16 protein-coding genes and 1 pseudogene are annotated in these 20,739 nt (G+C 55.3%); 8 read left to right on the top strand and 9 right to left on the bottom strand.

Going from position 1 to position 20,739, the window contains the following annotated elements:
* Positions 1 to 46 precede the first annotated feature (46 nt).
* Positions 47 to 1,009 carry an AbfB domain-containing protein gene (locus VFO10_RS14585; RefSeq protein WP_325141373.1) on the bottom strand — a complete coding sequence of 321 codons (963 nt, stop codon included), beginning with the start codon at positions 1,007 to 1,009 and terminating at the stop codon, positions 47 to 49.
* 131 nt (positions 1,010 to 1,140) lie between these two features.
* On the opposite strand from VFO10_RS14585, the gene VFO10_RS14580 reads away from it, so the two are divergent.
* From VFO10_RS14580 to VFO10_RS14555, 6 genes are all read left to right on the top strand, one after another.
* A complete protein-coding gene (locus tag VFO10_RS14580) occupies positions 1,141 to 3,975 on the top strand; it encodes a 7TM diverse intracellular signaling domain-containing protein (RefSeq protein WP_325141371.1) in 2,835 nt (944 codons plus the stop codon).
* 104 nt (positions 3,976 to 4,079) lie between these two features.
* Positions 4,080 to 4,922, top strand: a complete 843-nt coding sequence (locus tag VFO10_RS14575) for a prepilin peptidase (RefSeq protein ID WP_325141369.1) — start codon at positions 4,080 to 4,082, stop codon at positions 4,920 to 4,922.
* A 13-nt stretch (positions 4,923 to 4,935) separates the two neighbouring features.
* Complete coding sequence (locus VFO10_RS14570; RefSeq protein WP_325141367.1) at positions 4,936 to 6,057, top strand: GGDEF domain-containing protein; 1,122 nt, start codon at positions 4,936 to 4,938, stop codon at positions 6,055 to 6,057.
* A complete protein-coding gene (locus VFO10_RS14565) occupies positions 6,042 to 6,569 on the top strand; it encodes an acyl-CoA thioesterase (protein ID WP_325141365.1) in 528 nt (175 codons plus the stop codon). The genes VFO10_RS14570 and VFO10_RS14565 overlap by 16 nt, the downstream gene beginning before the upstream one ends.
* Positions 6,566 to 7,849, top strand: coding sequence for a DUF4105 domain-containing protein (locus tag VFO10_RS14560; protein ID WP_325141362.1), 1,284 nt, complete (start codon positions 6,566 to 6,568; stop codon positions 7,847 to 7,849). Before VFO10_RS14565 ends, VFO10_RS14560 begins: the two co-directional genes overlap by 4 nt.
* Positions 7,846 to 8,565 carry a hypothetical protein gene (locus tag VFO10_RS14555; protein ID WP_325141360.1) on the top strand — a complete coding sequence of 240 codons (720 nt, stop codon included), beginning with the start codon at positions 7,846 to 7,848 and terminating at the stop codon, positions 8,563 to 8,565. Before VFO10_RS14560 ends, VFO10_RS14555 begins: the two co-directional genes overlap by 4 nt.
* Positions 8,566 to 8,716: 151 nt before the next feature.
* Here VFO10_RS14555 and VFO10_RS14550 read toward each other — a convergent pair whose 3' ends face one another.
* From VFO10_RS14550 to VFO10_RS14525, 6 genes and pseudogenes are all read right to left on the bottom strand, one after another.
* The gene (locus tag VFO10_RS14550; RefSeq protein ID WP_325141358.1) at positions 8,717 to 9,886 is read right to left on the bottom strand and encodes a tetratricopeptide repeat protein; all 1,170 of its coding nucleotides are present in this window, start codon (positions 9,884 to 9,886) and stop codon (positions 8,717 to 8,719) included.
* 108 nt (positions 9,887 to 9,994) lie between these two features.
* Positions 9,995 to 10,189 (bottom strand): hypothetical protein, encoded by a 195-nt coding sequence (locus tag VFO10_RS14545; protein WP_325141356.1) that lies wholly within the window; start codon positions 10,187 to 10,189, stop codon positions 9,995 to 9,997.
* A gap of 389 nt (positions 10,190 to 10,578) precedes the next feature.
* A pseudogene (locus tag VFO10_RS31320) lies at positions 10,579 to 11,106 on the bottom strand (peptidylprolyl isomerase); the annotation flags it as partial.
* A 100-nt stretch (positions 11,107 to 11,206) separates the two neighbouring features.
* Positions 11,207 to 12,268: a carbohydrate-binding module family 20 domain-containing protein gene (locus VFO10_RS14535; protein WP_325141353.1), complete on the bottom strand. Its 1,062-nt coding sequence runs from the start codon at positions 12,266 to 12,268 to the stop codon at positions 11,207 to 11,209.
* A 148-nt stretch (positions 12,269 to 12,416) separates the two neighbouring features.
* A complete protein-coding gene (locus tag VFO10_RS14530; protein WP_325141351.1) occupies positions 12,417 to 13,241 on the bottom strand; it encodes a GNAT family N-acetyltransferase in 825 nt (274 codons plus the stop codon).
* A 99-nt stretch (positions 13,242 to 13,340) separates the two neighbouring features.
* The gene (locus VFO10_RS14525) at positions 13,341 to 15,446 is read right to left on the bottom strand and encodes a V-type H(+)-translocating pyrophosphatase (RefSeq protein WP_325141349.1); all 2,106 of its coding nucleotides are present in this window, start codon (positions 15,444 to 15,446) and stop codon (positions 13,341 to 13,343) included.
* Positions 15,447 to 15,741: 295 nt separating this feature from the next.
* On the opposite strand from VFO10_RS14525, the gene VFO10_RS14520 reads away from it, so the two are divergent.
* On the top strand, positions 15,742 to 16,638 hold the full coding sequence (locus tag VFO10_RS14520; protein WP_325141347.1) for a hypothetical protein: 897 nt from the start codon (positions 15,742 to 15,744) through the stop codon (positions 16,636 to 16,638).
* A 98-nt stretch (positions 16,639 to 16,736) separates the two neighbouring features.
* Positions 16,737 to 17,324, top strand: coding sequence for a YqgE/AlgH family protein (locus tag VFO10_RS14515; protein ID WP_325141345.1), 588 nt, complete (start codon positions 16,737 to 16,739; stop codon positions 17,322 to 17,324).
* A gap of 7 nt (positions 17,325 to 17,331) precedes the next feature.
* Here VFO10_RS14515 and VFO10_RS14510 read toward each other — a convergent pair whose 3' ends face one another.
* On the bottom strand, positions 17,332 to 19,923 hold the full coding sequence (locus VFO10_RS14510; RefSeq protein WP_325141343.1) for a Gldg family protein: 2,592 nt from the start codon (positions 19,921 to 19,923) through the stop codon (positions 17,332 to 17,334).
* The gene (locus tag VFO10_RS14505; protein WP_325141342.1) at positions 19,920 to 20,627 is read right to left on the bottom strand and encodes an ABC transporter ATP-binding protein; all 708 of its coding nucleotides are present in this window, start codon (positions 20,625 to 20,627) and stop codon (positions 19,920 to 19,922) included. Before VFO10_RS14505 ends, VFO10_RS14510 begins: the two co-directional genes overlap by 4 nt.
* Between the last annotated feature and the right edge of the window lie 112 nt (positions 20,628 to 20,739).

The raw sequence follows: 20,739 nt of genomic DNA, 5'->3' as shown, positions 1-20,739 counted from the left end.
TCTCCCAGGGATGAGCGCGGCTTCCATGAGAAAAGTCTAACCTGGTTCAGGGGGCTGTTTCAAAAAATGTCACCAGTTTCTTGTCGACGTCATTGGAAATGAAGGTGAGATACACTTCATAAAAGCCTGTGACGCCTATGTAGAAGGAAGGTGTGACGAGGGACTGAAAGGAAACGCCGTTGGACGCAGCAAGACCCGTGACTTTGACAAATGATGCATCCTTGCGCCAGTTCTCATCGGGACTGAGCGCCTCGATGCGAATACGTCCCTGGAGGGCGCGCATGTAATATCCAGGTTTGCTCACGGATTCCAAAGATACCGTGCCTGTTCCGGCGAGGCCGGGGCGTTGAATAAAGGCCGCCTCGATTTTGGGATTCACGTCCTGCCGGGGAACAACGCGGACATCTTCACCGAAGACGCGCAGGACATGGCCGGGGAACCAGAGCGATTCGAAGACGGTTTGCGTGGCGGGACGGGATCCACCGGTTGTCGGACGACCACCCTGGGGCAGGAGTTCGACAAAGCTGGCGGCTTTCAGTTCGTCGATCGTGACGAGTTTTTTCAGAACAGCATCGCTCGTCTCATTCACGCGGGACAGGAAAAAGCCGGGAGTGGCCAGAGCTTCGAAGGTGACAGTTCCGGCAAAGGTATTGGCGGTGGAACGACGGAAGGTGGCCCGGCGGCGGAGATCAGGTGAGCGATCATCCTGCCGCAAGATCACGCGATCGCCTTCCTGAGTCAGGTAATAGCCGCGAAAGTTCACCGACTCAAGGGACACAAGGTTGAGGTCCGCAAGGCCCGGGACGATCAGCCACTGACCATCGGGGCTGATGGTGCCAAAGCCAGGAGCCTGGAAGGTTCCGCGGAAATTCTGCTGGACCAAAAAAAGGTCGGAGCGATCATAACTTTGTAATTTGATAGCGCCAAAGTAAGGCGGGACTCGGGATTCCTGGCTTTGTGCGGCGCCGGAAAACATCCACAATGAGGCGAAAACGAGGAGCCATTTCATAGCGAAACTCCCAAAAAAAAGGGTTTGAAGAACGTTATGTACCCTAACAAAGCCGGAAAGGAAATGATGAGCTGACGGGAAACCACAGGGGCCGTACAATAACTGCAAACTCCTATGAGGCGCGAAAAAACATGCCGTACCTAAGATCGGGCTTGTGGGTGATTTTTGTGATTTGCTCGGGTCTTGTGACTCAGGTTTTCGGGGCCATTCCTGAGCGTAATCTTGAAACATTCTGCCAGGATCCATCGTCCGGCTGCCCGGCTTTGGAATTAAGTGGCGAGTGGGCCTTTCAGAAAGGACAGCTGCTGTCCAGTCAGGAGCTGGTCGAGGCCGGGGTGATAAAAGTTCCTGGTTCATGGAACCCCACGCCTTTGAACCCCTGGAGTCCACTCTGGCAGGAGGCTCGGAGTCTAGGTACTTATGGCTTGGTCTTGCGCAACGTGCCTCCGATTGCGGGCCTTTCGCTGAATTTGAATTCCGTTCACAGCGCTTATCGCGTGTTTTGGAAACCTCTGAACGATCCAGGACCGGATCGCCTGATCTTTCAACTCGGCTGGCAGGAAGCCAGTCCCATTCACAGCGATATTGTGCTGCGGAATGATGTGATCCCGCTGCCGCTTGACGTCACGCGCACGGATTACATACTCGTGATTCAGGTGGCGAATGAAGCTGTGGCCAAGGCCGGTCTGCGCGTGACGCCGCGGCTTGGTCTCGCGCAGAATTTTCAATCCGCTCTGACCGGCGAAACCGTGCAGCTCTCGCTTTTGATCGGGGCCATGCTCATTATCGCTTTCTATCATCTCCTTATTTTTCAGCAGCGCCGCAGCGATCCATCGGCGCTTTGGCTGGCGATTCAGTGTCTGGCCATCGCCGCTCATACCGCTTCGTTTCGGGGTATCATGGCCCTTCTTTGGCCGGAGCCTTCGTATGCTCTGACACTCGTCCGAACCTGGATGATTTATCTGCCGCATGTGATCGGGCCGCTCGCATTCTATGGTTTCATCTCGGTGCATTTTCCTTCAGTTCGGCATCCGAGCGCGCGTTATGTCCTTGGGATTCCCACGGTCCTGATTGCCCTGCTCCTCTTCACGCCGCTGTCTTTCGTGTCCCGACTCTATAACCTTATCTTTCTTCCGGTCCTGACGATTTTTGTCAGCTATATCTTCTGGCGTTGTGCGGTCACCGCGCGTCAGGATCCTAAATTTCGCTGGGTCCTGGGCGGCATTGTCATGCTCGGACTCGCCGGCATTCATGATGCCTTTGCGGGTTCCAAGTATCGGATGGATCTGGGCGTGATCGCCTGGGCGGAGGTCGGCTTTATCATGATGCAGGGCGGCATGCTCGGCAAACGCTTCGCGGAAGCCTACCGTGCGGCCTCGCGCTCGCGCCGGGAACTTGAGCAGGAGGTCAAACGGCAGACCCGCGATATTCAATCCATACTGGATACGATTCAGCAGGGTATTCTGACGATTCGCAATGCCGATTTGAAATTGGGCCACGATCATTCGCGTTATATGGAGCGCAATTTTGAAAAGTCGATCGCGTCCCATGATTTCCGTGAGGTCCTTGACCAGGCTGTGCGCTTAAGCAGCGATGCCAAAGATCAAATCATTCAAGCCCTGGTGGCCTGCCTTGGTGAAGAAAGCATAGCCTTCGATCTGAATCAGGCTTTGCTCCCTCATGAACTTTCATTTCATATCAACAACCAGGAGCGCGTCTTTGAAATCGACTGGTCCCCGGTGTTGGATGCGCAGGGACGGATTGAAAAGATGCTCGTGTGCGTTCGCGATATGACGGAAGTCAGGCTTTTGCGGGATCAGACGCAGCAGAATGAAGAGGACATGCGCATCATGCATGAGCTGCTCAATATTCCCGAAGATCGCTTCAAAGCTTTCCTGAAACGCATGAACGATCATCTGGGAGAAAGCCGGACCCTCGTTCAAAGCCTGGAAGGCAATAGGCCGGTGGATCGAAAGGAAGCCATTCGGCAGATTTTCATGAATATTCATACGGTAAAAGGTTCCGCGCGCACCCTGCAGCTCAAAGCGATCGCCGCCGCCAGCCATGATCTGGAGCAGGAAATCGCGACTTTGCGCCAGCATTCTTTGGACATGAATTTCGGGCCGCTCAAGGATAAATTCGCGCGTGTGACCGATATCATGGATCGGTATCAGAACATGAGTCAGCAGAAACTGGGCTGGGATTATGACGAGGATCGGGTGCGCCTGCCACGCGCGCTCGTCCTCAGGAACCTGAAGCTCCTCGCGAATCTTCCTTTGAATCATTTGCCGCCGGACGCCGCCCAGGATGTTTTGGATCTGGAAAGCAGCCTTTACATCCACTGCGCGGCTGATGTGGGGCATGCCATCGTCGAGGCGGGCCGTGGCCTCGATTCCATAGCGCGTGATCTGGGCAAAGAACCGCCGCGATTGGAAGTCGAAGCGCCCGGGATCATGCTGACAGAAGCCGGCCAGCAGTTGATGCAGGCCATTTTCACACATATTCTGCGTAATGCTTTGGACCATGGGCTGGAAGAATCCGAGGAGCGGGAGAAGAAAGGCAAGCCACGGCAGGGCCTTATTCACGTCGAAGCACAGATCGAAGGACCGTGGCTCCGGCTCGACTGCTTTGATGATGGGCGCGGCCTTGATCTGGGTCAGATTCATGCGCGCGCCCTGGAAAAAGGCCTGATTGCACCGACCTGGAAGGGCGATGATGAAGCCATCGCCGCGCTCATTTTCAAAGCAGGCCTGAGCACCAAGGCCGCGGTGACGGATATTTCCGGCCGTGGCGTGGGTATGGATGCGGTGCAGAGTTTTATGGAACGCATCGGTGGGCGGGTGACGATAGCCTTGCGCAAAGGGCCTGAGACGCGGCCTTTTGCGGCCTTCATTCTCACCCTTTACCTGCCCCAGGCCTTCTGGTGGGTGGGTCACAGTCCCGAACAATTGTCCCTGGGGGCCTAGGGGCCCTTCTTTAATAATTTTATAATTCGAAGTGGAGAGACTATAATGGACGCGGCCAGCAAGTTGACCGGCACCGCTCTCTCTCCATTCCCCAAGGAAGGCCTATGCTCCGATTTTTCCTGGAAGTGTCCGCGCACCTGCAAAGCCCACTGACCTGGCTCTTTTTTGTACTCGGTGCCATGATGGGCAGTTTTTACAACGTCTGCATCTACCGCATCCCCCGCAAGATTTTCTTTGCCGAAGCCCGATCCGTCTGTCCCAACTGCGGTCAGCCTATTCCTTTCTGGCATAATATTCCCATCCTTTCGTGGCTGCTCCTTCGCGGCAAAGCCCGTTGCTGCGGGGCCAGGATTTCCGCGCAGTATCTTTTTGTCGAAGTCTTCACAGCCCTGATTTTTCCCACGATTTACTGGCTCTTTCCCTTCGTTATTTCCTGGGACACGGGCCTCGTCATCGATTCGCCCGAGATGATCCGCTGCTTCCATGCGCTCACCTTTACTTCACTTCTTCTCATCTGTTCTGTGATTGACTTTGAACACCAGATTATTCCGGATGTCCTGAGTCTTCCCATGATACTCGCCACGCCCCTGGTCGTGTACCTGCATCCGGATCTGGATTGGAAGAGCGCGCTGATCGGCGTTCTGGTCGGCGGCGGCAGCCTTTATACAGTCGCCTGGCTCTATTTTGTGGTTCGTAAAAAGTACGGGCTCGGCATGGGGGATATGAAACTGCTGGCCGCGATCGGTGGCTGGCTTGGTTATCAATCCATCCTGACCACAATTTTTTGGGGATCCATACTCGGCTCCTTCATCGGTCTTGGTGTTATAATCGTCAGAAGAAAGATGGATCTCGATACGAAATTACCCTTCGGCCCCTTTCTTTCTTTGGCAGCCGTCGGTTACCTGCTATTCGGGCATTATTTAGCTGAGTATTTGATTACCTTCTAAACGGAGATCACGAGTGGCGATCAAACCCAAATCGATCCGACGCTTTACGGTCAGTCCCGGCAGTTCGGAAGAGGTTTTCACCCAGATGGTCGCGGGTTGCGAAGCGCTCTGGCGCGAAACGCATCTGGAGAGCATGGTCAAGCGCACCATGAAGCTTTTGCAGAATAACTTCGGCATCTCGGATTTGAGCTTGCTGAAACTGCATGGGAATGGCGACGAACTGTGGGCAGAAAAGGTCCCTCTCAGGCTCAAGATGCATCATGAGTGGACCAAGGCGCAGATGGATGAGGTCGTGGCTCAATTCAAGCGCATCCCCGTGCAGGAGGCTGATTACGGATCCGGCATCAATCACCTGGATACCGGCGGCCTGAGCCTTTGCTTTGCTTTGCTCGGTGATCCCGTCAGTGAATGGTATGCCCTGATCTGGACGGAACCCAAAGCCCAGGGCGAAGACAATCATTCGCAGAATTACAGCACGGAACTGGCCCTTGATTTCATGATCAAGCAGCTGCAGACGACCTGCCGCTGGCTCACGCGGTTTTCCGAAACGCAGACGCTTTTGAATATGGACGACCTCACCGGCCTTTATAATCATCGTTATCTGGAGCAGGCCATCGATCGTGAAATCAAGCGCGCGCAGCGTTATGATTCCGCGTTCTGTCTTCTCTTCATCGACCTTGATGATTTCAAACCCATCAATGATAAATACGGACATCTGGCCGGAAGCCAGGTGCTGCGGGAAGTGGCTCAGATTCTGAAAAGCACCCTGCGGGACGTCGACCTCGTATTCCGCTACGGAGGCGACGAATTTGTCATTCTTCTGATCGAGTCGGACGCGCGGAACGGGCTCAAAACCGCCCAAAGGATACGGGAACGGATACAGTATACCGGCTTTTCCGTAGGCGGCGGCGCCACGGCGCATGTGACGGCATCCATTGGAGTGGCGGCGTTTCCGGAACACGCCCAGGAAAAAGAGCGATTGCTGGCCCTCGCTGATGAATGTATGTACGAGAGTAAGCGCCACGGCAAGAACCAGGTGGTTCTGGTCGGATCACCGATTCTGGCCGGCAACGCAGGACTGGCCAACGATCCGCCGCGGGAAACGAAGGAAAAAGGTTCATGGGAAACAAATTGAAGCTGGAGTCCGGTCGCTCGCCTTGTGAAAGCGAAGCGATCATGACGGAAATGGTTCTGCCGCAGCACACCAATGCCATCGGCACCGTCTTTGGTGGGGTGGTGATGTCATGGGTGGATATCGCCGCCGCCATCTGCGCGGAAAGGCATTGTCATCGGCAGGTCGTCACAGCTTCGGTGGATGCCCTGAGTTTCCTGGCCCCGATTAAACTCGGATGGATCGTGACGCTGAAGTCCTCGATCAATTACGTGTGGAAGACGAGTTGCGAAGTCGGGGTGAAGGTGATGGCGGAAAATCCGCGAACCGGCGAATCCTTTCAAACAGCGACCGCATATGTGACCATGGTGGCCCTGGACAGCAACGGGCGGCCCACGCTGATGCCGCCTATTGAACCGGAAACCGATGATCAGAAACGCCGCTATGAAGAGGCGAAGGCCCGGCGGATTTCGCGGCTGGAGCTGAAAAAGCAGAATGAAGAACGCCGGAAGCAACGGGCCGGAGAGCAGGAATGATGAGATTCGCGCGGCTACTGCTTCTTTGGTTTGGGCTTTTCAGCGCGGTGCAGAGTCAGGCGGCGGGGTATTCCTTCACCCAGATGCCGGCGGATCCGGATCAGGTGGATGTGTATCTGCATACGGTGGATATCGGGAACCTGATTTATAGTAACTTTGGGCACACGGCCCTGCGTGTGCACGACAAAGTTTCGGGCCGCGACCTCGTTTTCAACTGGGGTATTTTTTCGTTCAAAGATCCCATCACCTTTGGTCTGCAATTCTATAAAGGCATATTGAATTATCAGCTCGGCATCTATCCCTATCGCTCGGTGATGGATTCCTATGAGGCTGAAGGCCGAAAGGTTTGGGAAGATAAAATTTACCTGACCCGCGAGCAGAAGGTTAAACTCTTCGAACGCCTGATCTGGAACGCCAAACCGGAAAATCGAACCTACGCCTATCAGTATTTCTTTGATAACTGCTCGACGCGCATCCGCGATTACCTGGATGAAGCGATGGGCGGCATCGTGAAAGCGAAGACGCACCTGAATCATGCGCCCCAGACTTTCCGTGATATGGTTTATGAAGGTTATAGCTATACGCCTGGCATGGACCTCTTCCTTGATATCGCGATGAACAGCAATATAGATCGGCTCATGACGCTGTGGGAGCGTATGTTCCATCCGCTTTACATGCGCGAAGTCTTCATGCAGACGCAGAATGAAGGCCAGCCTATGCTGAGCGAAGCCAAGGTGCTGGTGGAATTCCCGAGGCCAGAATCCTATCCCGGCCTCAGCTTCATGCTGGTCCTGGTCGTCTTCGGTCTTCCGCTGTCGCTGCTGTGCATAGCCTTTTTCATGCGGAACAAGCTGATCCATTTCCTCCCGACCGTCTATCGCAGCTTCGCCGTCGTGAGTCTGCCCCTTTTGGGCTTCGGGGCCTTGATCGGTTTTCTGATGCCGGTCACCTGGTTCGTTTCGGATCACAAGGACCTGCACCATAACGCGAATATGCTTCTTTTCTGGCCTTTTGATGTCATTCTTCTGGTCTGGGCTTTCGCAATTTTGATCCAAGGCCGCGGCTGGCAGCTGCCGGTCAAGGGCACGCTCTTTCTAAGGCGTTATGTGATGGTCCACATGATCGGAACTCTTTTGATGCCGGTTCTCAGAATCCTCGGTATGATTGAGCAGGACGTCAACCGTGAAATCGTCTGGGTGCTGCCGCCTTATATGGTGATCCTCTTCCTCCTGTGGCGGGTGGGTACTGAAGTCAAAGTGGAGCCGAGCCGCAAAGCATGAATGATTCGCCCCTCATCATAGATCCGAGTGCCCGCTTCGTCGATGAGCAGCAGGAGGATCTGGTGGACTTCATTTTCCGTTTGACCGGCGATCGCAGCCGGGCGGCGGTGATGGCCCGTGAAGTCGGCCGTCAGATGAAGGATGAGCTGCACTCACAGATGGATGAGTTCGGCATTCGCCGCCGCATGTTTCAGCTGGCCTATGAATTCAATGAAGAGGCCATGCGTCCCATCCCCAAGGATTTTTTCGAGGCCTGGTACCGCTTTCAGCATAGGGATCCCCGGACGGTGGCCAAGGCCTACCGCTGGGAAATCAAACTTCTGGAGGTTGGGCACCACGCGGCCCAGCTTCTTCTTCTGCGCCATCGCTATGGCTTTTCACTGCCGGACACGTCCTTCATCGTCTATCGCGAGGAAGTCGATGTGCACCACGAGCTGGAAATTCTGGATGATCTGATTCAGAAGGAAGGCGGACTGGATGTGAAGGACCTGGCCGAGCTGCCACGTTACGGTTTTTTGGATACGCCCGAGCCGCAGACCACCGCCCTGAGTCACATCATGAATCAGCTGCGGCCCCGTCAGCGCTGGTGGCCGCAGGTCGCCGTGCTTCTGGCTTTTGTGATGCTGGCGGTTTTCTTTTGGCTGCTGCATGCCTTCGTGGGCTTTACCCATCTCTGGCGCCTCGCGCGCAGTCTTCTGCTGAGCGGATCCCATTGAGGGCTGCATAAATAAAGATGCTGCGTTACTCGGTCGGCTGCGTTACTCGGTCGGCTGCGTTACTCAGTCGGCTGCGCTGCTCATGGGCCCATACGCCCAATCCGCTCGCCTCACTCGCGCCTTATCTCTTTGTTGATGCAGCGCTCAATGATCAGGCGGATTTTGCTTCCAGCTTGCTCAGGGCACCGGCCGCTTTCTCAAAATCCGGTTTGAGTTCCAAAGATTTTTTGAAAGCGATGATCGCGTTGGCCTTGTCATGATGTTTGTTATAGGCCAGACCCAGGTTATAGTGCAGCGCATAGATATAGGGGTTTTCGCCGATAATCGCGATGCACTTCAGGTACATGGCAATGGCGGCATCTATTTCATTTTCATGGGAAAGGCGCACGCCTTCATTGTTCAGCATCTGCACCACTTCCTTCTGATCATGGGTGCCCTGCAGCTGCTTCATGGCCGTCGCGTAATCGCCTTCCTTGATCGCCACCCGAGCCAGGACTTCACTGGCGTCCTTGCGTTCCTTGTCGAGTCCCTGCAGGCGGGACATGGCGTCCTTGGCCTCGTCCAGGTTCCCCACTTCGTAGTTGGAAAGACCGGCGTTGGCGAGCAGCTCGATATTCAAAGGATTGAGTTTGGTCAATTCGTTCATCAGCTCCGCAGCTTTCGCGAAATCCTTTTCCAGCATATAGGTCTGGGCCAGCTTCTGGGCTGCGGACGAGGACTTGGGATTGAATTTCTGAGCGGCATCATAGTAGCGCCGCGCTTCCACGGGATGATTCAGCTTCGTTTCGACATCACCCAGGAGCAGAAGAAGTTTTTCCATGGGGCCGTGGGTCCTGAGATTTTTGATCGCCAGTTCCTGGGCCATTTCCATGAGCCCCGAGTTCATGGCGGCATGGGCTTCACGGAATTCCTGCTCAGCAGGAGTCATATTGAGTTCGCCCTGCCAGAGGTGGGCGAGTTTTTGTTGGGTGCGATCGGCGGAAAAGGGCTTGGCCAGGATATGGTGGATATTGTTTTCCACCAGGACAAGCATGATCTCGGGAGTCAGGGCATCGACCAGGAACAGGTGCGGCTCGATACCGTAGTTGCCGGTGGAACGCAGAGTTTGGATCATGGTCAGGCCGCTCATGTCCGGGAAATCATGATGCGTGATGAAGAGCTGGAACTGGTTGCGCTTGGCCACTTCCAGCGTCACCCGAGGGCTGCTGAAAACCTGAAGCTGTTCAAAGCCACAGGCCCGCGCCACGTGGCTCAGCATGTCGCCTTCATCCTTGGTTCGGGCTGTAATCGCGACCTTGGTGGTTTTATCCTTAGCAGGCACAGCTCCATCCCTTTCTGCAAGTTTCCAGAACTTTCGCTCCAGGCGTATTTCGACCTAAATGCTCAGGAGGTTAAATGCTGGCCTTCTACTTATCCGTCATGTTTGCTATCACTTTTCCTGGGCGTCATAGACGAGGCCGCTGTCATTGCCCCAGATCTCGACCTTGTAGGCGACATCACTGCCTTCTTTCACGCCTTTGGGCAGCAGACTGGGATCGACGGTATAGCCGGTGCCGTCGGCATCCTTGATGCGGGCGAAGCGACTGTAATCATTGGGAAGACTTAGGACTGTGCCGATTCTCATGGAAGGACTCCTCTCAATGCTCAGCACGATCGGAGTCCTTGGGTCAACACTTTAAAAAAACAGGGGAAGGAAGTGATTGCAGGGCGTTAGAGCTGGGGCGCGACTTCGGCAAACTGAAACTGCTGCATGCTGAACTTATTGTTCTTCACATCGCCGATGATCACGATCTGCAGGTTTTTACGCTTGCTGAAGTCAGCCTTGTAATAAACCTGGGCCTGGCTGCCACGGGAACGGGAATCGACCAGGTTGATGGACTGGAAGCTTCCGTAGTCCTGGACCTCGGCAATCTTCTTCAGAAGTTTGGTGGCGTAATCGCTGGTCATCTTCTTCAGATCCTCGCCGGTCATCTGTTTGATCTTTTTCACTTCGACCGGTTTGAAGTCGCCGATGATCTCGACGCTCACGATCTTGATGTCCTTTTCCGGCTTGGAACCATTGGACTTGGCGTTCACGATGGCATTGACCACGTCCATGCCCGCTGTGACCTCGCCGAAGACCGAGTGCTTGCCATCGAGATGGGGCGTCGGGGCCACGGTGATGAAAAACTGACTGCCGTTGGTGTCGGGACCGGCATTGGCCATCGAAACGATGCCGGCCTTGTCGTGTTTCAGGTCCTTATGGAATTCATCAGGGAACGTATAACCGGGGCCGCCCGTGCCGTCGCCCTTGGGGTCGCCGGTCTGGATCATAAAGCCCGGGATCACGCGATGAAAGATGATGCCGTTGTAAAAACCTTCTTTGGCGAGGTTATAGAAGTTCGAAACTGTTTGCGGCACTTTGTCGGCAAAGAGTTTGATTTCGATATCACCCTGTGTGGTTTTGATTTTGGCTTTCAGGTCTTTGGAGTCCTGAGCGACCGCGATTGGGGAAAAAAACAACGCGAGCCATGCACATAGTGAAATGAGGCGACGGGACATACACGCTCCTAATCAATCATACCAGCTTCGGGATGGTATCATAATTTTGGAGCGGGTCATAGAGGACAGAGAGTGAAGGCGGATCTTCGTCCCACAGCTCTCACAGAAAACTCGGGCTCGCCTCGATCACGACCTCATAATAATCCTTGAGGGGCGGAATCTGCTGATTGGGACCGGCCTGCCAGCTTACTTTTTGTCCTTCAAGCCAGAGGGTGGAAGCGTCGGTCCAGTCCGCGACCAGAAGTTTATAGGATGCGCCGACCGGAAGATTTTTCAAAAGCTCCCAGCGACCGTCCGGAAGCAGATTGAGACGGGTGGCGCGCTGCCAGTTGCCCAGATATTCACCTTCGCCGGTCACGTAAACGGCCTTGCCGTAAGGGACGGAGGTCGCACTCAGAAGGCGAACGGTGACTGGAGCCACATGCACACGGAAGACGTTGTCGCGCCGCTGGGTTACGGTATAGGACTGCGGGTCATTCCAAAGTGCGGAGTGACTTGATGTGAGTTTCATCACGCTCACATTATGCGCGCCGACTTCCATGTCCAGGGTCAGGCTGCCTTCCTGATCCGTCTCGCCGAGCACCAGACCGCCGTGCCAGTCGCCGGCATAGACAGCCACTTTGGGCAGGGGCGCGCTGACGAGTGTCCCACGCATATACTGATCACCCAGGACCTGGATCCGAACCTGGGACTTTGGGTAGGGAGTGACCTCTTCGCAGCCCTGCAGCGGAATGGGGCCGTTATCCCACTGAATCAGGGTCTTGCTATTCACCATGACGGCATTGTTCAGGTGCAGAACCCAGCCGTCTTCGGTTTGTTCAAGAGAAGGCCGGTACTGGCCGGAAAGGAATTGCAGCTGATTGCCAAAACTCCAACGCTTCAGATTGTCGATGACAAGGCCATCATCCTGCCAGCGCACCATATCCGAGAGATCTTTTTTCAAGCAGATCATCGCGCCGGTCGGTGAATAATAGTCGCGGGCGCAGGCTTTCTGATCCATCGAAGCCCTGACCGTGGCCAAGGATTCCGGCGTGCGCAGGTGAACCTGAACCGATTCCGTCTCGGGCGACCAGTTGATTTCCGACTGCCCGCCGTCACAGACCCACAAAGGAGCCGCCTGCAATGAACCCGTGACGCAGAGTAGAACGAGAAGATGGCGCATATTGGACTCCTCAACTTGTAGTAAATTTACAAGACTTGAGGCTGATATAACTCCGTGAATGCCTTATTTCAAGCGCATTTAAAGAGTTCTGCTTTGTCCTTAAGCAGGAAAAAGTACGAGAAATGTTGGGTGAAACTACGAATAGGTTTTAAAAGGTCCTGGAAACGCAGACCATTTCAAAACCCAGTTTTTGATAAAGCCGGTTGGAGCAAGGATTGGATTCGTCCGCATACAAAAAAATCAGATTCATCTCAGGATTTTGAAAAATTCGGCGGCAGAGATGCTCAACCGTAAGCCCTGCATAGTCCTGGCCACGGTGCTTGGGTGGCGTGTAGACATAGGAAAGGCAGCGGCCATTCATAAGGCGGTGCGTGAGGGCCGCGATTGAAAGCAGCTGATCACCCTGGAAAAGGCCGAAGAATTCCCGTTTGATAAACCTTTGCCGCGCCTCATCCTCGTCGATTTTTTGCTGCAGCACATCGAGCATGAAGCCCTGAATAAAGCGACCGATTTGTGGGGCATAACGCTGCAGGGCTTCCAGGCGTAATGAGGAAGGCATGGGCTTGATCCGCAGTTTGTCTGGAACGACCTGATAAAGGCGCGTGGCCAGCAGCGGCACGTCTTTGAAACCCTGAACCCGGGCTGCAGTTTCCCATTTTTCGCATTGATCCTCGTGGCAGATCAGGACCCATGATCCTGGAAAACGCCGGCAGATCGCAGCCACCTGCGCGTCATCGAGACAAAAATCAGGATGATTGACGAGGGCGATCTCCTTGGGACCCTGGGCTATGATCTGAAGAATCCGGCCATCGGTGTGGCGCAGAATCCAGGCATGGGCGTCCGGGAGCGGTTGATAGGGCGAGTCGGCGAGTCCAAGCAGGCCGATGATGCGATTGTTGCTGACAAGGCGTGGCATGATCCAGGCCCCATAGTCCCGCAGTAGAGTTGTGGCTGGGATGTTTTGCCAGTGCATGACTGCCTCTATCGTTCATCATGCCATTATCTTAGCAAGAGAAAGCCTCCATCCTGAAGGGAATGGAGGCTCGTGTTCTGATTTTGTCTCAGTCCAAACTTATTTCCCGATGAACTTGAGGATCACGCCGCCGTGCTGCACGAAGAAGGGTGCGAACACGAGGCTGAGAATGGCCATCAGTTTCATCAGAATGTTGATCGAAGGACCCGAGGTATCCTTGAAGGGATCGCCGACGGTATCACCGACGACAGCGGCTTTGTGCGCATCGGAACCTTTGCCGCCGAGCTTGCCTGTCTCGATGAATTTTTTCGCGTTATCCCAGCCGCCGCCCGAGTTCGATGCGGACAGCGCCATCACGAGGCCCGAGACCAAAGAACCGGCGAGCACGCCTGCCAAAGCCTGGGTGCCGAAGATGTAACCGACGACCAGAGGCGTTGCGAGCACGAGGACACCGGGTGCAATCATCTGCTTGATGGCCGCTTCGGTGGAAATCGCCACGCAGGTTTTATAATCAGGACGATCCTTGCCGGTCAGGATACCTGGCTTCTCACGGAACTGACGCCGCACCTCGTCGATCATCGCATAAGCGGCAATGCCCACGCCTTTCATAGTCTGAGCTGTGAAAAGGAAGGGGAGTACACCACCGATCAAAAGACCAGCGAAGACGAGTGGGGACAGAAGATCCAAAGCGTACATGTTGGAACGCACGAGGAAGGCCGAGAAGAGGGCCAGTGCGGTCAGAACTGCTGAACCGATCGCAAAGCCTTTACCGATGGCTGCTGTGGTGTTGCCGGCTGCATCGAGAAGGTCGGTGCGGCGACGCACTTCTGGACCGAGTTCCGCCATTTCCGCGATACCACCCGCGTTATCCGACACAGGACCATAGGCATCAATGGTCAAACCCGTGGCGATGGTGGAAATCATGCCGAGGGCGGCGATCGCGATACCATACATGCCCGCGAGGGTCCACGACACGTAAACGGTGATGGCGATGGCGATCACAGGGATGACCGAGGATTTGTAACCGAGTGCCAGACCATAAATGATGTTGGTAGCGGGACCGGACTGCGACGCGTCGGCGACTTCACGCACGGGTTTGTACGCGTGCGAGGTGTAGAATTCGGTCACGATACCGATCAGAAGACCGGCCCAAAGTCCCGACAGCAGCGAGACGAGAACGCCGGTGTTGGTGATGGTTTGGCCGTGGATTTCAAAAGTTTCCACCATGGCTGCCTTGGTGACGAAGATCATGGCGATCGACATCAGAATGGTCGAGACCCAGAGCTGTTTCTTCAAGGCTGGTTCCGCCGATGTTGCATCGGACTTCAAACGAGCAAAGAGAGCCGTCAGAAGACAGACGGGAATACCCACGGCGGAAATAATAATCGGATAGTAGAGGGCACTCTGCGTTCCGACGATGGCGGCCGAAGTTGCGCCGATCAGAAGAGCCGCGCAGGTGGCTTCCGCGCAGGAACCGAAAAGGTCAGCGCCCATGCCGGCGATGTCACCGACGTTGTCACCGACGTTGTCAGCGATAACGGCTGGGTTACGGGGGTCATCTTCAGGAATGCCCTGCTCGACTTTTCCCACAAGGTCAGCGCCCACGTCTGCAGCTTTTGTATAAATCCCGCCGCCGACGCGGCCGAAAAGAGCGACGGAGGATCCACCGAGACCAAAACCGGCGACCATTTCCATCAAAAGTTCCTGTTCGTGAATGAACTGGCCGAAGACGAGGCAGATGCTCATCAGACCGAGAAGGGCCAGACCCACAAGGCCAAAGCCCATCACCGAGCCGGATTCAAACGCGACCTTGAACGCTTCGGACAAACCCTTGCGCGCGCGAATCGTCGTGCGCACGTTGCCCAGGGTCGCGATCTTCATACCCAGGAACGCCGACAGACTGGAGGTCACGGCACCGAGCAGAAAGGCGATCGCGCTGAACACACCCTCGTGGATATCCGTGCTGGCATTGTCGAGGAGAAGAAGCATCAGCACGGCGAAGAGGACGACAAACCCTGCAACGTAGCGGTACTCACGCGAAAGAAAGGCCATGGCCCCTTCGGCGATGGCGCCCGAGATTTCATTGAACTTGGCCACCTGCTGCGCGTTGTCGCCTTCGATGGGAACGGAACGTACGCGCTGGGCGTAAAAAGCGGCGGTTAACATAGCCAGGACCGCTGACCCGTAAATCAAAGTAACTACCAAAACCGACCTCCTGTGCTGCAACAAAGAAAAGGCTTAGCGCGGACTCTTACAATTATGAGGGACAAGGAGAGACTTTTATGCCCAGCCTGAACGCAAGAGGCAAGTTGAAATTGCCAATGACTACGCGCTTTCTGTGGGTCTTGGGCGAAGTCGGCCAGGAGGCACGCGCCTGTCAAGGATTTGCCGTTTTTAATTTCCTGTAATAACAGCGCAAAGGCAGTTTTTTTTGAAGATTTTCCAAACGCGGCCGATCACGCGTCTGGGGCAGATATGTATGTCCCGGAGGAGTGGAACAGTGAGCTTTCGAAAAACTTACCTCTTGTCCATTTTGCTGATGTCGACCTGGGCTGTTTCGCTCCATGCGCAGGGTAAGCGGGTCGTCACGTACATCGAGGACGTGCAGGAGGAACGGAAATCCACGCGCTGGACCTTGACGGAATGGCTGCGCATCAAAGAGCGCATGAAAATGATGGACGTTTGGCTCGCGATGTTCTCTGACCCGAAGAAGGACAAATTTGCTCCAGAGCTGAGTCTTCAGTATGGTCAAAGCCGCGGATTAAGCCTCTTCAGGTATGGCGATGCCGCCGATTTTCAGGACAGCACCTGGGCGACGAGTGAAACGGAACACAAAAAAGAGCACGGCCGCCTGCAGTTCTGGTTCACCAACCTCGTTTCATCCACGACCGGCCTTCGCACTCTCGACATCGACCTGGGCATCGAAGCGAGTTTCATCAATCGCTTCATGGTGGAGCAGCAGACGCTCACGCCTGCGGCCTTTCCTGCGCTCGCCACCGGGACGGACAAAACCCAACTGAGCGGCGTCAACCTCAGGATCTTCGGTGCCAACGAACAGGATTCGTTTCTGGTCGGCAAAATAGGCAAATTCAATCGCAGCTCGGGCTTTGCTGATTCGCCCTTCGCAAGCACCAGCGGGACCTACTACGGTGGAGAGATGGCTCTTTACTTCCTGAGGTTCCTGGGCGCCGAGGGTCAGTATCTGTCGTTCAAGCCGCAGCTCAGCGACGCGGAGAAAGCCAAAGCTTCCAATATCGAATACGGCGCCTTTCTGGAAATCTATAACGTCCGCTTCATCTATAGCCTCTATGATCACAACTGGAGTCAGGAAAAAGAGGGCGTACGCCTTGATAGTCGCGAGCAGGGCCGCATGCTCACCCTCCGCCTTTATTTTTAAGCATTTTTTGGCCTGGGGTTTTCTTTTGACCTTGAACCTTAAAGCGTTTAGCCTGGAGGTTTAAGCTCTTTCCTTCTATTTTTTGAGGAGCGCCCCTGATGGCTGAGCAGTTGAACCTGCCTTCGCTCTTGATCGCGTTGCCCGGACTTATGGATCCGCATTTCGTAAAATCCGTGGTGCTTCTGATTCAGCATAATCCCGACGGCGCCCTGGGTTTCATCGTGAATCGGCCCATGCCGAACAACCTGCGCGATGTCGTCTTCCAAAGCCGCTATCAGATTCCGAATCATGTTCCCGTATGGATGGGCGGGCCGATTGGCAGCAATCAGGGCCTTGTCATTCATAATCAAGGCGGGGATATCGCCGCGACCACATCCTCGGGCGATCTGCGGGTTTCCTCATCCGAAGAGGCGGTCGAGGGGCTCGTGCAGCATATCGAGCATGTGCAGGCGCACGGCCTGACGAAAGGCGCAACGCTTTTGCCTTATCGCTTTGTCATTGGATACTGCGGATGGGGGCCGAAGCAGCTCGATATGGAATTGAAATCAGGGCAGTGGTATCAGAAGCCTTTGGACTTCAATCTGCTTTTCAACACGCCCTGGCAGGAGATCTGGCCGCGCGCGATCATGGATCTGGGCGTGCACCCCCTGGATATTGCGCCGAACATTCAGTCCTATATGAACTGAAGGGTTCTTACACCTTCAGCCGATGCAGCGCGCGACGGACTTCACGCACCTCGCGCAGCTTCCTTTGAAAACCCAGTGCGACAATCAAAAAGGGCAGAAGGCCGAGGTGCAGCGCCACGATCAGGCGGCGGATGTTGTCGGGCTGAAAACGGGCTTTTTCCCGCACCAAACGGCGCTCGGTCCAAAGCCCCGCTTCGGTTTCGCGCAGACGCCGGAGCTGCCGTTCCTGTTCCTTGGACAGGATGCTCGCGGTGTTTTCCTCCTGCACCTGCAGGTCACCGATCTGTCTTTCGATATCGGCGATGCGGGCTGAAAGCTTGTCTTCGGCGTCAAGCCAGGGCTGGCGCGACTGCTCCTCGAAGCTTTCGAGCCTCGTCAGAGGTCGATTCACGCTGCCGCCGCTTCGGATGCTGATCAGATCACGATTGCCACCCAGGAATTCCACGGCATGGGTCAGAAGACTGAGATTGTCATTGCGCGGGCGGATCAGCATCTGGCTCATGACCTGAAGTTTTTCCACGGCATGCGGATCGGCCAGGAAATCCGTATCGGCGAAAATTACGATGCTGCTCGGCTGCTCGGTTTTTTCCCGATGCCGGGCGATGGGCGAACCCGCGGGTTTTTCGGGGAAGGCCGTCGTCCATTGTCCGGAAAGAATGCCGGCGATCGTTCGCATGGTGCCGTCGGGCTTGAGCTGTTGGGTCAACTGCTGCGGGGACATATAGGCCGCGGCTTCGGTGGAAAGCAGACCGCTTTTATCGGAACTCTGCACCAAGGCTTCCCACTTGCGCTCCGGCTGTTCTTTGATAGCGAGCCAGCCCGGTTCCGGGAAAAGCACCTGCTGAATGGTTCGCGTGATCTGATGCTGGCGATTCAGATCCTTGCCGATCAGATTCACGTGAAAGGGATTGTTCGCCACTTTCTGCAGGGTCATCTGCCGCCCTGAACGCGCCGCATCCCCGACCATCCGTGTTGGATCAAACTCCACGCCCCAGGCTGGAAAGAGCTTGGGCAGGGTGCTGCTCATCTTAAGGGGGTTGGCGCCGCCGGGATTATTATACGAAAGTTCAGTTTCGCAGAAGGGATCGACAGCGATCACAAGATGCCCGCCGCGCAGGATGAACTGATCGATCGCGTATTCGGTCAGCTCCGTGATGGACTTCGGATGGATCACCATCAGCGAACTGATATTCTCTGGTATTTCCTGGACATCGACCGGCAGGCGGGTGATCTGATAGAACCCACGCAGCGCTTCAATCACAGCCCAGTCCGGCCGCAGACGGGGCCCATCATCATCGCGTTCACTGACCATAGGCAGGGATGTGATGACGCCGAGCACGGGTTTGACTGTTTGATTGAGCTTCACGAAAACTTCGGAGAGTTCATATTCGATCTGCGTTTCCTTGCGTGGATCAAAATAGGGCACACGCAAGGTTTTCTGACCCTGGGTGAACACGGCGCCAAGGTAAAGGTCGCCCTTGGTGGTCCGAAGTCCTTTCAGGCCTTCCCAGCGGGCTTCCGCTTCCATCGAAGTGTCCGGGCGTGGATCGATCACCTCGACCTTCAATTTATCCGGCGCATAGGCCACGTAGGCTTCGAGCAGCTCCTGAATGCGGTGGCCGTGGATCCTTTGCAGGGGCTCCATCAAAGGATGGGAGCGGGAAAAATAGAGTTTGATCGAAACGGGCTGATGAACCGCATTCAAAAGAGAACGGCTGCCCTCGGAGAGGGAATAGAGTTTTTCATCGCTCAGGTCAAAGCGCAGAAATTGTTTTTGCGCCAAGGCGACAAAGATCAAACCGGCGATCAGCCAGGCGTCCATCAGGACCCAGAAGGCACGGGGCGGAACATACTGTCCACGCAGCGAGAGAGTCCGCTGTTTTCTTTGCAGAAGGATCTGCGCGGCCAGGAGCCAGAGCGTTCCGCCGATGAAAAAGCTGAGGTTGCGATTATCGACGACGCCGCGCTTCATGGTGTCGAGATGGGAAAGCGGGCTGATGGCATTCAGGATATGTCCGGGAATAAAGGAAAACATGCGCGTGACCTGGTCCACAAGATCCGGTGAGCCCATTGCCTGCAGAAGGGAAAGGACAATCACGCTGGCCAGGATCGCGGTGCCGATGCGCTTGAAAAGGCGCATGAAAAGACCGCTGAGAGCGAGCTGCCAGACGCTGAAGCACCAGAGCCCCAGAAGCGAGGATATCCACATGCGAATATCCAAAGGACCCATGAAAAGAACGGTCAAGGCCATCGGCACGGTGCCGAGGATCAGGACAAGGCTCACGAGGCTTCCCGCCACGCACTGCGCGGAAATGCGTTTCAGGCCGCCAAGGCCCGAGGCCTGCAGCCATTGCTCATAGCCAGGACGGGCTTCCGGATGCCAGAGCTGACTCGCGAGCAGCGGCATCAGAGCGGTCAGAAGCCAGGGTATGACCTGCAGCGGGCCTCTTAAACTGGCTTCGCCCGTTTCAAAGAAGCGCGCGCCGAAGAAGGTCCAAAGGGCAAAGCAGAAAAGCCAGAGCGCGGCCCATAGCGGGACGAAGCGAATGCGAAAGATCGCCTGGCATTCTCGCATGATGAGTGTGAAGAGAGTCTTCATGGGCGTCCGCTTTCCTCGTTCCATTCCAGTGCGGCCTGTAGCTGCTTCGGTGTTTTCAATTGATCCGGCTCATAGCTGCGGGTGATGTGCCCTTCATGCAGAACGAGGATACGGCTGCAAAGAGGCGTAAGATCATCGAGCACGTGACTGCTGATGATGCGAATCGCATGCGGCGCCGGATCCTTCAGCCAGGACATGAGCCTTTGTTTTTGCCAGCTGTCGCGGGGCTGCAAAGGTTCATCCAGAAGAAGGATGCGGGGTTCATGCAAAAGCGCCTGAGCCACGCAGACGAGTTTTTGCAGACTCGGCGGCAGATGACCAAAACGCAGGTCCCAGCAGTCTTCGAGCTGCAATTTCTCATTCAGGCTCTGCGCCACGTAACGCGGATTCGAAAGGCCGCGTAAACTGGCCGCAAAATGCAGAATATCCCGAACCCGCATGCCCGATGGCAAAGCCAGTTTTTCGGGAACATAGGCCAGAACTTTGGTGACATAAGCGCGATCCACCACAGCATGCCGATCGTCGATCAGAACCCGACCCGTGGTTGGCGTCAAAATTCCGGCGATCAGGTGCATCAAGGTGGTGAGGCCTGTCTTCGGACGACCCCAAAGCCCCAGCGTCTCGCCCGGTTGAATGGCAAGATTCAGTTCCTTGATGATTTCATCGTGAGCAAAATCCTTACGGAGATCCTGAATTTCGATCACGCCCAGCTCCCAAGGTGTGGTGAGGCCTTCTTATAGTTTAGAAGACCTGGCTGAAAGCAGGGAGGGCAGGAATTGCCGGGGGATTGGCGGGAAACGAAGGCGTCGGTGAACA

The organism is Oligoflexus sp. (assembly GCF_035712445.1).
GTDB lineage: Bacteria > Bdellovibrionota_B > Oligoflexia > Oligoflexales > Oligoflexaceae > Oligoflexus.
Note: the sequence above shows the minus strand (reverse complement) of the source record. Positions and strands in the feature narration are given on the sequence as shown.

Excerpts from the sequence above, each read along its gene's own strand:
- VFO10_RS14585 (WP_325141373.1), bottom strand. The coding sequence starts at position 1,009 with ATGAAATGGCTCCTCGTTTTCGCCTCATTGTGGATGTTTTCCGGCGCC.
- VFO10_RS14580 (WP_325141371.1), top strand. The coding sequence starts at position 1,141 with ATGCCGTACCTAAGATCGGGCTTGTGGGTGATTTTTGTGATTTGCTCG.
- VFO10_RS14575 (WP_325141369.1), top strand. The coding sequence starts at position 4,080 with ATGCTCCGATTTTTCCTGGAAGTGTCCGCGCACCTGCAAAGCCCACTG.
- VFO10_RS14565 (WP_325141365.1), top strand. The coding sequence starts at position 6,042 with ATGGGAAACAAATTGAAGCTGGAGTCCGGTCGCTCGCCTTGTGAAAGC.
- VFO10_RS14560 (WP_325141362.1), top strand. The coding sequence starts at position 6,566 with ATGATGAGATTCGCGCGGCTACTGCTTCTTTGGTTTGGGCTTTTCAGC.
- VFO10_RS14555 (WP_325141360.1), top strand. The coding sequence starts at position 7,846 with ATGAATGATTCGCCCCTCATCATAGATCCGAGTGCCCGCTTCGTCGAT.
- VFO10_RS14545 (WP_325141356.1), bottom strand. The coding sequence starts at position 10,189 with ATGAGAATCGGCACAGTCCTAAGTCTTCCCAATGATTACAGTCGCTTC.
- VFO10_RS14535 (WP_325141353.1), bottom strand. The coding sequence starts at position 12,268 with ATGCGCCATCTTCTCGTTCTACTCTGCGTCACGGGTTCATTGCAGGCG.
- VFO10_RS14530 (WP_325141351.1), bottom strand. The coding sequence starts at position 13,241 with ATGCACTGGCAAAACATCCCAGCCACAACTCTACTGCGGGACTATGGG.
- VFO10_RS14515 (WP_325141345.1), top strand. The coding sequence starts at position 16,737 with ATGGCTGAGCAGTTGAACCTGCCTTCGCTCTTGATCGCGTTGCCCGGA.
- VFO10_RS14510 (WP_325141343.1), bottom strand. The coding sequence starts at position 19,923 with ATGAAGACTCTCTTCACACTCATCATGCGAGAATGCCAGGCGATCTTT.